General features: G+C 64.2%; 9 protein-coding genes. 3 read left to right on the top strand and 6 right to left on the bottom strand.

The window, feature by feature from the left end; genetic code table 11:
* Window positions 1–122: 122 nt before the first annotated feature.
* From katE to NCS28_RS16120, 5 genes are all read right to left on the bottom strand, one after another.
* Window positions 123–2,249 carry a catalase HPII gene (gene katE, locus NCS28_RS16140; RefSeq protein ID WP_250514755.1) on the bottom strand — a complete coding sequence of 709 codons (2,127 nt, stop codon included), beginning with the start codon at window positions 2,247–2,249 and terminating at the stop codon, window positions 123–125.
* A 133-nt stretch (window positions 2,250–2,382) separates the two neighbouring features.
* Entirely contained in the window at window positions 2,383–4,080 is a 1,698-nt protein-coding gene (locus NCS28_RS16135) for a S10 family peptidase (protein WP_250514754.1), read from the bottom strand.
* Between the two features lie 63 nt (window positions 4,081–4,143).
* The gene (locus NCS28_RS16130; RefSeq protein ID WP_250514753.1) at window positions 4,144–5,718 is read right to left on the bottom strand and encodes a S53 family peptidase; all 1,575 of its coding nucleotides are present in this window, start codon (window positions 5,716–5,718) and stop codon (window positions 4,144–4,146) included.
* 186 nt (window positions 5,719–5,904) lie between these two features.
* A complete protein-coding gene (locus NCS28_RS16125; protein WP_250514752.1) occupies window positions 5,905–6,816 on the bottom strand; it encodes a DUF72 domain-containing protein in 912 nt (303 codons plus the stop codon).
* A 9-nt stretch (window positions 6,817–6,825) separates the two neighbouring features.
* Entirely contained in the window at window positions 6,826–7,248 is a 423-nt protein-coding gene (locus NCS28_RS16120) for a GFA family protein (protein ID WP_250514751.1), read from the bottom strand.
* A 62-nt stretch (window positions 7,249–7,310) separates the two neighbouring features.
* On the opposite strand from NCS28_RS16120, the gene NCS28_RS16115 reads away from it, so the two are divergent.
* Both NCS28_RS16115 and NCS28_RS16110 read left to right on the top strand, forming a co-directional pair.
* Window positions 7,311–8,633: an inositol monophosphatase gene (locus tag NCS28_RS16115; protein WP_250514750.1), complete on the top strand. Its 1,323-nt coding sequence runs from the start codon at window positions 7,311–7,313 to the stop codon at window positions 8,631–8,633.
* Between the two features lie 5 nt (window positions 8,634–8,638).
* Complete coding sequence (locus tag NCS28_RS16110) at window positions 8,639–9,154, top strand: isochorismatase family protein (RefSeq protein ID WP_250514749.1); 516 nt, start codon at window positions 8,639–8,641, stop codon at window positions 9,152–9,154.
* Window positions 9,155–9,169: 15 nt separating this feature from the next.
* Here the strand turns inward: NCS28_RS16110 and NCS28_RS16105 are convergent, their stop codons facing one another.
* Complete coding sequence (locus NCS28_RS16105) at window positions 9,170–11,065, bottom strand: tetratricopeptide repeat protein (RefSeq protein ID WP_250514748.1); 1,896 nt, start codon at window positions 11,063–11,065, stop codon at window positions 9,170–9,172.
* Window positions 11,066–11,491: 426 nt separating this feature from the next.
* On the opposite strand from NCS28_RS16105, the gene NCS28_RS16100 reads away from it, so the two are divergent.
* Window positions 11,492–12,184 (top strand): (2Fe-2S)-binding protein, encoded by a 693-nt coding sequence (locus NCS28_RS16100; protein ID WP_250514747.1) that lies wholly within the window; start codon window positions 11,492–11,494, stop codon window positions 12,182–12,184.
* Window position 12,185: the final 1 nt, after the last annotated feature.

Below are 12,185 nucleotides of genomic sequence, written 5' to 3'. Positions count from 1 at the left end.
GCACCCCCGGAATGAGCGGTGCGGCTAGTGTCTCAAAAAGGTCGCGGTGCGTATATCACCGGCTGGCGGCATGTTCACACGTACCGTTGCAGCCGGCGAAACGCGACTCGCGCGCGTGCGGATCAGGCGGGAACCGACTCCGCCTTTTGCGCGCGCGACCATACGCGATGCTTGCTCATCGCTTCGATGAAGCGCTTGAGCACCTGCTTGACATCGCTGCCGACCGCGACGCCTTCCTCGCCGTTCGGCAAATGCGCGGCCGCGAGCAGGTCCTCGCCGTCACCGACCGCGCCGATCGCCTTCAGATGCTTGAACGCTTCGAGCACGAAATGACGCGCGTCGCCGGACTCGGACAGCGTCTTCGCGCTCTCCTTGCCGCCCGCGACGATCACGCCGTCGAACATGATCGACGGCATGCCGAGGATGGTCGCGTCGGCCTCGATGCCGGGCGCCGGCGAGCCGAGCGTCGGCGAGATGACTTTCGCATGCGCGCCCTCGGCCTTGAGCGCGTCCTGCACGGCCTTGATGCTCGCGGCATCGGCGCCCGGCGCGGCGAGAATCGCGACCTTGCGCGTCTTGACCGAAGGCTTCGTCTTCGCGACGATCGACAACGCCGGCGATTCCGTCACCGACGACTTGCCGAGCTCGTCGGCGTCGGCGTTCTTCTTCGGCGCGGGCAAACCGAGATTGACGGCGACGCGCGCGGCGAGCGTTTCGTCGATATTCGCGAGGATGCCGAGTTGGCGCTCGCGGATGTTCTTGCGCTCGACCTTGGAAAGCTCGAACGAATAAGCGCCGACGATGTGATCCTTTTCAGGATCGGTCATGCTGTTCCAGAAGAGCGTCGCCTGCGAATAGTGATCTTTGAACGACGGGCTGCGCACGCGGATCTTCGACCCTTCGACGCGTTCCGTATACGTCTCGAAGCCGCCTCCCGCCGCGGCCGGCGCGGTTTCCCTGGGCCATCCGCCGTCGATCGAATTTGGCTCGTAGGACGCCTGCCCCTTGTCGATCGTCTGGCGATGCATCGCGTCGCGCTGACCGTTATGCAGCGGCGCGAGCGGCCGGTTGATCGGGATCTCGTGGAAGTTCGGGCCGCCGAGACGGCTGATCTGCGTATCGGTATAGGAGAACAAACGCCCCTGCAGCAACGGATCGTTCGTGAAGTCGATGCCCGGCACGATATGCCCCGGACAGAACGCGACCTGCTCCGTTTCGGCGAAGAAGTTGTCCGGATTGCGATTCAACGTGAGCTTGCCGATCATCTTGAGCGGCACGAGTTCTTCGGGAATGATCTTGGTCGGATCGAGCAGATCGAAGTCGAACTTGTGCTCGTCCTCTTCCTCGACGATCTGCACGCCGAGCTCCCATTCGGGATAATCGCCGTTGTCGATCGCTTCCCACAGATCCCGGCGATGGAAGTCCGAGTCCTTGCCCGCGAGCTTCTGCGCTTCATCCCACAGCAGCGAGGCCGAGCCGATCGTCGGACGCCAGTGGAACTTCACAAAGCGGCCTTTTCCTTGCGCGTTGACGAAGCGGAAGGTATGGATGCCGAAGCCTTCCATGGTGCGCAGACTGCGCGGGATCGCGCGATCGGACATCGTCCAGAGCACCATGTGCGCGGACTCGGGCACGAGCGAAACGAAATCCCAAAAGGTGTCGTGCGCGGACGCGCCTTGCGGCATTTCGTTGTGCGGTTCGGGTTTGACGGCGTGGACGAAGTCGGGAAATTTGATCGCGTCCTGGATGAAAAACACGGGCATGTTGTTGCCGACGAGATCGAAATTGCCTTCTTCCGTGTAAAACTTGACGGCGAAGCCGCGCACGTCGCGCACGGTATCGGCCGAGCCGCGCGAGCCTTGCACGGTCGAGAAGCGCACATAGACAGGCGTCTCTTTCGATGGATCTTGCAGGAACGCGGCCTTGGTGAGTTCTGCCTGCGATTCGTAGACCTGGAAGACGCCGTGCGCGGCGGAACCACGCGCATGGACGATACGTTCCGGAATGCGCTCGTGATCGAAGTGCGTGATCTTTTCCCGCATGATGAAGTCTTCGAGCAGCGAGGGGCCGCGTTCGCCGACGCGCAGCGTGTTCTGGTTATCGGCGACTTTGACGCCCTGGTTCGTGGTCAGGGCTTGATTCGTTGCGTCGGAGCGGAAGGTTTCCAGCGCTTCGACTTTTTTGTTGGTGTTGCCTTGCGACGGGGTGCGGGCGGTGCCGCCCGCCGGCGGTTGCTTCTTTGATGCCATTGTTGCGCTCCAAGAGTTTCGCGTGAGGTTTTGCGCTCAGTCGGTCGCAAGCGGTGTTCCTGGTTTTTTGCGGGTCATCCCGGCGAAAACGCAGGCGGACTAAACTCAAAGCCCGCCCGCGCAAAGGCAAAAATCAACCCACCGGCGATAACGCCCCCAACTTGTCCGCAGTAACTTTCTGCAAAGCAATAATCCGCCCCATCGCCGCATGATTGGCGGTCGCATCGTCATACATCCTGGCGAGATCCGCCTTGAGCTGCGTCCTCGATCCGCCATCGAGATAAACCATATGCCCCGACGGATAAAACGTCGCCGACAAATTCTGCCGCACGGTCTTGTCGATCAGCGGCATCTGCTGCAAATCGATGATCGTCTGATAAAACGGCGTCACGAAGTCATACATCCCGTTCGCGGAAAGCACTTTCAGATCGACATTCAAAGCCATCACAGCGGCGAGATCGCCCGCCGTATAGAGGATGATGTTGCCCTTCGAATCCACGCCTTTCTGCGCGCCCGTCGGATCCGTATGCTTGAAGTCCCAATTGAGAAAAGCCTGATCGTTAAGATCAGTGAATGACGATGTCGACGTGAACTTCAGTTGCTCGTTCAGATAGCTGTTCCACATCGTCGTGTAGACGCCGCTCACCGCTGTCATCGTCGGGTCGTTGCCGCCGGAATTCGGGTCGATCTTGCCCGCGATGCCTGTCGAGATCGCTGTTACGCGGCCATCGTAGGAACCGAGCGATTCGCCCTTCGACTTCAGCAAAGTCGTCAAAAATAGCGAGTTGCCGCGGCTGTCGTACGCGGCGATATCGAGGCTCCACGCGAGCAGCGTCGCCTTGTCGATGCCCGTGTATTCGGACAGCTTTTCGACCACCTCGTCATCGGTTTGCGGAAACTTGCGCAGCGCGTTCAGATAGTCCGTGCGCGAGAATTCCGCGACCTCTTCCGCGAAGTTCAGAAGATTCGTGGGCGTCGGATGCACGCCGAGTTTCTTGTGATACCACGCGTCCGCCGCCGCCGTCGGCAACGCGCCCACCGGGTTACCCGCCTGCCGATAATCGAGAATCGACGACTGCAACGTGACGCCGTTCAGATCGATGCCGTCCTCGTGCAGCCTGTACGCGAGCACGCAACTGCGCGCCGTGCCGTACGACTCCCCGAACAGAAACTTCGGCGAATTCCAGCGGTTGTTCTTCGTCAGATAGCGCTTGATGAACTGCGCGATCGAAGCCGCATCCTCGTCGACGCCCCAGAAATCGCGGTTCTTGTTCGGCTCGATCGCGGCGGAGTAGCCCGTGCCGACCGGATTGATGAAGATCAGGTCGCTGCGATCGAGCAGGCTGTCCGGGTTGTCCTCCATCTGATACGGCGCGGGCGGCGTGAAGCTCGGCATCGCCGTCTTGATGCGGCGCGGCGCGAACGAGCCGAGCAGCACGAACACCGACGACGAACCCGGCCCGCCGTTGTAGAAGAACGTCAGCGGACGCTGTTCCTCCTTCGCGCCATCCTTCGTGAATGCGACATAGAACATCTTCGCACTCGGCTTCGAGCTGCTCGGATCGACCGTCACGAGATGGCCGACCGTCGCCGTATAGGCGATCTTCGCGCCGCCGATCGTCACGTTGTGATGGGTGATCGCCGCGTTCTCGTCGGCGTCGGTCGCGGCGATCGCGTCGTCGGGGCCGTTGCCGTACGCGACCGGATCGAAGTACGGTTGATCCTTCTTCGCCGTCGTGGTCTTCTTCGGCGCTTTCTTCGCGGCGGCCGCCAAGGCCGGTTCTTCCGCGTCGGAAGGTTTGTCGCTCGCTGCCAGTGGATCGGAGTTCATCGTCGTCGCTCCAGAATCGTCGTCATGGTTGTTGTTCACTGTCTTACGCCTTTGCACTTTGCTTCAACTCTTCGCGGGCTGGAGCGCGGCCGCGATCTTCGCGCCGTCGGGGCTGCCCATGCCGGTGCACGCGTCCCAGCCGTCCGCCGCCGAGAAGCTGCCGTTATTGCCTTCCGTGATGTCGCGGAACGCCGCCTTGGTCTTGTAGAGCCTCGGATTGACGAAGCCCGATGGCGACGCGTTGATCGCGTTGATCCGCGCGATCAGCGCAGCCCACAGCGGCGCGACCGCGCTCGTGCCGCCGACGACCGTATCCTCGCCGTCGATCAATACCTCGTAGCCGGTTTGCGGCGACGCATCGCCCGCAACATCGGGCACGCCGCGCTTCGCGAGCTTCGTCGGCTTGCCGTTGCGCGTCACGGACAAGCCCGCCTGCCACGCGGGCAATGCGAACACGCCGGAGACGCCGCCGCCGCCCGCGCCGCCCTGGTCGCCGTCGTTCCACACGACTTCCTTCGCGATGCCCGAGCCGGATGCCGCGAGGCTCGTGCCGCCGCAGCCGAGCACGTACGGGCTCGACGCGGGAAAGTCGACGTGATCCGCGCCGTCGCCGACGCCATCGGACGAGCCGCTGTCGCCCGACGCCGCGCAGACCGTCACGCCGAGCGCCGCCGCGCTCTGCAGCACGTCGTTGAACGCGCCGATCGACTGCGCGGACCAGTTCGACTCCGGGCCGCCCCAACTGATCGAGATCACGGACGGCTTGTTGGTCGAGTCGTGCAGCGCGCGATTGACGGCATCGACGAAACCGGCGTCGCTGTTCGGCGCGAAGTACACGGCAATGCGCGCGCCCGGCGCGATGGCGCCCGCGATCTCGATATCGAGCGTCACTTCGCCATCGGGTCCGTTGGGGTTGCCCGTGGGCGCGTTCTTCGCGTTATCGACGCCGACCGCGACGACTTTCGGCGCCTTCACGCCGAGCTTCGAGAAATACGCGGAGAGATCGGCGTCGCGATAACCGCCACCCAGCTCGATGATCGCGATGCACTGGCCGGCGCCGTCGCCATCGGGGAAATCGTAGAGACGCGCGAGATCGACCGGCGTGAACGACGCGGGCGCCGCACCTCGGGCGGGCTTGAACGGCGGACGAAAGCGGAAATGCGGACGCGCCTGCGGCTTGCTGTCGAGGCCGAGCACGGCGGTGACGGCGTCGTGCATGTCGTCGGGCACCTTGACCGGCCCCGTGCGGCCGCGATATTCGCCGATGTTGTGATGTTGAAAGCGTTCGAGCTTGACGTCGAAAGCTTTCTGAAACTGCTCGATGGTGCCTTTGAGCACCACGCTGCGCGTCTCTGTTTCGGCGCGCACGACCGTCAGGCCGTATTGCTTGGCGAAGGCCTCGACCTTGCCGACGTCTTCGTCTGATGCGGTGAAACGTTTGTCGAATTCCTCGCGCGAGACGGCTTGCGCGGGCGCCTCGCCGGCGTCGATGCGCGCCATCATCTGCTTGAATCCGGCTTCGTCCTTGCGCCGCAGCATCACGATCACTTCGATCTGCTCGGAAGGATCGCAATCGCCGACGCACGTAGCGCCATCGGGATGAATCTTGTCGCTGCCGCTGACCGGTTGCTTCGTCATGGTATCGATGCTCCTCGCTGGCCATGAAGTTCAAAGGTTCTCGATCCTGCCGCTGCCGCGCTTCGGCGCTTTCGACGGCTTGCTCAGCGCACGCCGCTTATCGTCTTATTTTCCTGGCGCGAATGCAATTGCTCGGACCGTTGACGAGAGCATGCAGTTCCGGCGAGACAAAACCTGTCCCGGTCTTCAACGAGGCGTCTCTATAGGATTTTCGACGGAAGGCGGCACGCCGAGGCGTTCCATCAGGCGGCGCGCATCGAACGGCGCGCGGACTTTCTGATCGTTGTCGAAGTAGCAGAAGACGTCGCGCGCGGCGCGCGGGCGCGGTTTCGCCGACGAGATCAGGCGCGCGTCCCCGATCTGTCCGCCCGCCGCCCAGCACTCGATGCGCCGTGCCCATTCGTCGAGCGCCTCGTCCTTATAGCTGCCGCCGTAGAGCGTTTCACTGCCGTGAAGGCGCAGGTACGTGAAATCGGCCGTGAGGTCTTCCGCATACGGCCAGCCCGCGACCGAATCCGAGACGACGAGCGCCATGCCGTGCTTGCGCAGGAGCCGCACGAAGTCATCGGTGCAAAAGCTCGGATGGCGGATTTCGATCGCGTGCCGCAGCGCGCGCTTTTTTCCCGGCTCGAACCACGGGGCCTTCACGCGCGTGTCGTGTCCCTCGGCGAGCCGGGCCGCGGCGACGGTGTCTTTCGGCAGCAGTTCGAGAAAGCGTGCGAAGGCGTCCGGGCGGAACGTAAAATTCGGCGGAAACTGCCAGAGAAACGGCCCGAGCTTGTCGCCGAGCGCGAGCGCGCCGGATGCGAAGAAATTCGATATCGCCGGAATGGCCGTCTCATCGCGGAACCGCAGCATGTGCGTCAGATAGCGCGGCCCCTTTACGCTGAAGACGAAGCCGGCGGGCGTCGCGTCATGCCACGCGCGATAGCTCGCCACGCTTTGCAGCGAATAGTGCGATCCGTTGATCTCGACCGTCTGGACCGCGCGCGACGCGAATTCGAGCTCGCGAGCCTGCGCGAGCTTCTTCGGATAGAAGACGCCGCGCCAGCCGGCATAGCGCCAGCCCGAAATGCCGATACGGATGCGCCCCGGCATCACGCGCCCCTAATGCGCGCGCTCTTCGTCGTACTCCGGGCGGACGCCCTGCTGCAGCCACGGCTCGCGATGCTTGCACCACAGCTCGTAGTCCGGTTCGAAGAGGCCGGTTTGGTCGAACGCGCCGAGGGGCAGGTCGACTTCATCGCGCGACGTGTATTCCATGTACGCGACCGAGCCGCACACCGGGCAGAAATGCCGCCGGCCTTCGTCGGAACTGCGCCACGTAGAGAGGCTACCGCTCATCATCACGTCGCCGCGCCCGTAAATCGCATAAGCTCCGAAGGCGGAGCCGTGCACTTGCCGGCAGGTCATGCAATGGCACATTCCAACGCGCTTCGGCTCGCCCAGCGCGCGAAAGCGGAACGCGCCGCACGCGCATCCGCCTTCATGAACCGTGGCCGCCCGCTCATCATTCTTTTGAACGTTCATCGATCTCTCCCGTAAATCCGACGGTTTGTTACGATAACCCTCCACGATCGGAGATGGCATTCATGAGCACATCGAGCACGACCGGCACCACGCGTACCTTGTCCCTGCTGAAGCTGCTTCCCGGCGCCGGAGCTGAGTTCGGTCCCGCCGCCTCAGACCTCGTCGCCCACGTGCTGTCGCATGATCGTTTCGATGCGGCGGCGAACGTGAGCGCGCCGCGCGAAACCTTCCGCGGCGTCACCGTCGACGACGCCATGAACGACGAGTACGTGTTTCCGCTCGGGCGCACCGGCCAGTCGATCGTGCTGACGGGCTATCGCATCGCGGCGGGCTTCATCGCCGAACGCGCCGCCGACGAATGGCTCGAACTCGCGCACAAGGAACGTCTCGCAAAAGGCTTGCCCGCCGCGCCGCAGGGCAGCGAGCCGCCCCTTGCGCCCGATCCCGCCGAAGCGGATCAGCTCCTCGACCGTGCCTACGATTGCGCGCAGCGCATCCTCGATCCGGTCGCGGGCGAGCAGGTGCTTTCGCTCTTCGAGACGCACTATCGCGGCGGGCGGGAATTTCTGCGCCTCACGTGGGAAGGTTTGCCGGAAGATCTCGTGCCCGAGTCGCGCCGACCGCTCGCGGCGCTCGCCGCCGCCGCGCAGAACGGCGAGCGGCGCGAGAAACGCGACTACGATCCCTACGGCCTCTATGGCGTCGACGATTACGATGTCGACCGGCCGCTCGCGTATCGCGAGAAGATCGGGCCGTTTCTCTTCACGATGACCTATCGCCACGAGTATCCCCAGGTCGACGACGAGCGCCTCGGCACCGCGTTCGCCGTGTTTCACGAAGCGGGCAGCGACATCGTCGCGGCGGCAGTGCGGCTGCAGCTCGTCAAGGTGCCGCCGCTCACGAGCAGCGCAGATCTCGTCTATACGCTCGACACGTACTCGGGCGAGATGCTTTCGCTCGCGCTTGCCGCCACCGAGGCGCTCGGCCCCGAAAAGCTGTGCGAGGTGTTCAATGCGCATCGCGTGATTTACATCAGCCTGTGGGAAGTGCGCAAGCCGTGGCGCGGCGAGGGACTAGGCGTCGCACTGCTGCATCAGGCGCTGGAGCGCCTTCCCGTCGATGTCGATGGCCGGCCCAACGCGCTGTGCGTCGCGCCCGAGCCGTATCAGACCGAGATGCGTCACTTCGAAAAGCTGCCCGGCGTGCTGCGCGAGGAGTTGAAGACGCCCGCGAGACGCCTGGCCGCACACTTGACCGGCTGGCTCGAACGCTCGAAGCTGCCGATCGCCATGCATTTCTTCGTGCCGATGGCCAAGCACGCGGGCATCGGCTCGGCGGGCGAGAACGCGCGGCTCATCGACCGGATCATGGAGAGCGAGGCTTAAGCGGCATGCTCGTCATCGTCGACATGCAGGCGCGGCTGCTGCCGCATCTGGACGGCGCCGGACGGCTGACGGCGCGCGTCGCCACGCTGCTGCGCGCGGCGAATCTGCTCGACGTGCCGGTGGTCGTCACGGAGCAGAATCCGCAAGGGCTCGGCGGAACGGTGGACGCGCTGCTCGCAGATATTGGGCTGGCAAAGGTGATCGAAAAGCACACGTTCGATGCGACGCTCGCGCCCGCCTTCGTCGACGTACTGCCGCCCGCCTCCACGACATTGTGGGTCGCGGGCGCGGAGGCGCATGTTTGCGTGCTTCTGACCGTGCTCGGATTGCTGCGGCTCGGCTACCGCGTGGAGTTCGTCGCGGATGCGGTCTCGTCACGCCGCGCGGAAGATCGCGCCGTCGCGCTCGAACGGGCGCGGCAAGACGGCGCGCGGCTCACGACCGTCGAAACGGCGATCTTCGGCTGGCTCGGCAGTTTCAGGCATCCGCGCTTCAGGGACGCGCTCGCGCTCATCAAATGATTCGCGGATCGGTGCTTAATTGCCATCGCGCCACCGGCCCAGCGCATCCGCGACGCGCGCGATCACATCGTCCCATTGGCTGGGTTTGGTCTGCCTGAACAGACGCGCTTTCGGGTACCAGACCGATTCTTCGCCGTCGATCAGCCAGCGCCAGCACGGGTTCGAAGGCAGCAGCATCCACACCGGCTTGCCCAGCGCGCCCGCGAGATGCGCGACCGACGTATCCACGGCGATGACGAGATCGAGCGAGGCGATGATCGCGGCCGTATCGGCGAAGTCCTGGACATCGTCCATCAGGTCGAGCGGCCGAAAATGCGGCGGCAGGGTGTCGAGTTGCGCGCGCGCGACGGGCGCCTTCTGCAGATTGACGAAGCGCACGCCGGACACGCCGAGCAATGGAACGCAGGCTTGCGCACTGATCCAGCGGCGGGCGTCGAACACGGACGGCCGCGGCTCGGCCATCGCCGCGAAGCCTATCTTCGGCACCTGCGCGGGCAGCCGGCTGCGCCAGTGTGCGATGCGCTCTTCGTCCGCGGCGATATAGGGGGTGACGTTGGGAACGGTGTCGTACGTGGTTCCTAGCAGCGCCGGCAGGCTCATCAGCAAACACCAGTAGTCATGGTGCGCGAGGCTGTCGATGGCGTCGCCGCCGATGCAGATGTCGACGCCATCGATCGAGCTGAGCAGCGAAGGCGCTAACGGCGATGCGAACGAGAGCGTCGTTAGCCCTTGCGACTTCAGCATCGGCAGATAGCGGCAAAACTGGAAAGTGTCGCCGAATCCCTGTTCATGGAGCACGAGTATCGACTTGCCGGCCAGCGGCTCGCCTTGCCACCGCGGAAAAGGGAAGCTCGGCGGGAACATGGGCCGCTGCCGCTCACTAGTGTCGTAGCGGGATTCCATCAACGGCCAGCCCTCCACATACGCTCCAACGCGCAGCAGCGCTCCGCCCAGATTGAGCCGGGCTTCCGCCGAATCCGGATCGAGTTCCACGGCGCGCCGAAACGTCGCCAGCATCTCGTCCGCGCGCGCGGGGTGCTCCTTGAGCAGGTTGCCGAGCGCGATGTACGCCGGCAGGTAATCCGGCTGGACCTCGATCGCGCGACGGTATGCCGCTTCAGCCTCGTCGATACGCTCAAACCCGGCAAGGGCCGTGGTTCGATAAATCACCTGGCCCAGGTTGTAATGCGCGCCGCTCAACTCGGGCAATTGATCGGCCAGACGGCGATAGACGTCCTCCAGACCCGCGTCTCGTCCATCCGTTTCAAGTATTTCCGCCAGTCCCTGATACGCACTCGCCAGACGCGGATTCAATTCGATGGCCGCGCGATACGTGCGCTCGGCTTCCTCGCGGCGCTGCAAGGCGGCGAGTGCGCTACCCAAGCCAAAGTGCGCGTCGGCCCAGTTCGGGCGGTTGTTGATCGCAAGTCCAAAACATTCCCTCGCTTCTTCGGGGCGCGCCTGCTTCATCAGTAGCTTGCCCAGGCTGTAATGCGCCGACGCGAAGTCCGGCCGCAATTCGAGCGCCCGTCGCAGCGACTGCTCCGCGTCCGCGATCCGCCCCTGCAGCGCCAGCACATTGCCGAGGTTGTAATGCGCTTCGGCGAAATCGGGCTTCAGATCGAGCGAGCGCCGGAACATCGCTTCCGCTTCAGGAAACCGTTTCAGTTGCTCGTAGAGATTGCCGAGATTGTTGTGGACGCCCGGGTGCTGCGGATGTTCGGCGACCGCGCGCTGCCAGTACGCCTGGGCCAGATCCACGCGATTCATCGCATAAGCGCATCCGGCCGCGAGATTGAGCGCCTCGACATCGGCGTGAGGGCGATCGAGCAGCGGCGACAAAACGGCCAGTGCCTCGCCGTACTGATTCGCCGAATAGTGCTGCATTGCGCGATGATAGGGATCGAGCATGACGGACCTCAGGAGTTGAAAGGTGCTTGCGCGCTGCGATATCGCATGTCGGCGATCGCGGCGACGAAAATCATGCAATTTTGAACCGCGCGCGCTCGTGCAGACGTCACAAAGCGTTGCTTACGCCGGATCGTTTAGCGAAATGATCTCTCCCGTTTTTGAGCATGGGCGCGCATGAGCGCAGGAATCCGATCCGAGACGCCGCCGCATGGCATCGGACTTGCTGCACCTCACCGGTTGCGGGACGACGAACGTTCGGTTCCCTTACAGTCGACGAGCGATCGCGCCCCCGCGCCTCATACGCCTCCCGTGAACTCGAACATCGGCGCTCCGCCCGATCCGTCGCAATCGGTCGCGAGCCAAAAAGCCTATAAAGATTCGAGCCGGCGCGGCGTCCTTCCGAACGAGCGAGGAGAACCGATCCCCATGTCCCCAGCCGATACCCATCCCCACGACGCCAGCGACACGGCGCAGAAGCCGTCGCGCCGGCGTTTCCTTCAGTCGGCCGCGGCGGCGGCGGCCGTGAGCGCCGCGCCGCTCGCGCATGCGCAACAGCAAGCCGCGGCGACGCCAGCCGCCGCACCGCCGCCCGCCGCCCTGCCGATGATGCCCGTGAAGCTCACCATCAACGGCCATCCGTATGAATTGCAAGTGGAAGCGCGCACGACGCTGCTCGACGCGCTGCGCGAATACGCGAACCTCACCGGCACGAAAAAAGGCTGCGACCGCGGACAGTGCGGCGCGTGCACGGTGATCGTGTCGGGCCGGCGCATCAACTCGTGTCTCACGCTCGCGGTGATGCACGACGGCGAATCCGTCACGACCGTCGAAGGCCTCGCGCCCGACGGCGACACGCTCGCGCCGATCCAGCGGGCGTTCATCGAGAAGGATGCCTTTCAGTGCGGCTACTGTACGCCCGGGCAATTGTGCTCGGCGACGGCGCTCATCGACGAATACCGCAAAGGCGACGCGAGCGCCGTCACCGCCGACGTGCGCTTTCGCCCGGCGCAGCTCTCCGACGATGAAATCCGCGAGCGCATGAGCGGCAACATCTGCCGCTGCGGCGCGTATCCGAACATCGTCGCGGCGGTGAAAGCCGTCGCGTCGGGCAACGCCTAAG

This window comes from Caballeronia sp. INDeC2, assembly GCF_023631325.1.
GTDB lineage: Bacteria > Pseudomonadota > Gammaproteobacteria > Burkholderiales > Burkholderiaceae > Caballeronia.
This window is presented reverse-complemented; position numbering and strand designations above follow the sequence as displayed.

Bases quoted from the DNA above. Each gene is read 5' to 3' on its own strand.
- katE (WP_250514755.1), bottom strand. From the start codon at position 2,249: ATGGCATCAAAGAAGCAACCGCCGGCGGGCGGCACCGCCCGCACCCCG.
- NCS28_RS16135 (WP_250514754.1), bottom strand. From the start codon at position 4,080: ATGAACTCCGATCCACTGGCAGCGAGCGACAAACCTTCCGACGCGGAA.
- NCS28_RS16130 (WP_250514753.1), bottom strand. From the start codon at position 5,718: ATGACGAAGCAACCGGTCAGCGGCAGCGACAAGATTCATCCCGATGGC.
- NCS28_RS16125 (WP_250514752.1), bottom strand. From the start codon at position 6,816: ATGCCGGGGCGCATCCGTATCGGCATTTCGGGCTGGCGCTATGCCGGC.
- NCS28_RS16120 (WP_250514751.1), bottom strand. From the start codon at position 7,248: ATGAACGTTCAAAAGAATGATGAGCGGGCGGCCACGGTTCATGAAGGC.
- NCS28_RS16115 (WP_250514750.1), top strand. From the start codon at position 7,311: ATGAGCACATCGAGCACGACCGGCACCACGCGTACCTTGTCCCTGCTG.
- NCS28_RS16110 (WP_250514749.1), top strand. From the start codon at position 8,639: ATGCTCGTCATCGTCGACATGCAGGCGCGGCTGCTGCCGCATCTGGAC.
- NCS28_RS16105 (WP_250514748.1), bottom strand. From the start codon at position 11,065: ATGCTCGATCCCTATCATCGCGCAATGCAGCACTATTCGGCGAATCAG.
- NCS28_RS16100 (WP_250514747.1), top strand. From the start codon at position 11,492: ATGTCCCCAGCCGATACCCATCCCCACGACGCCAGCGACACGGCGCAG.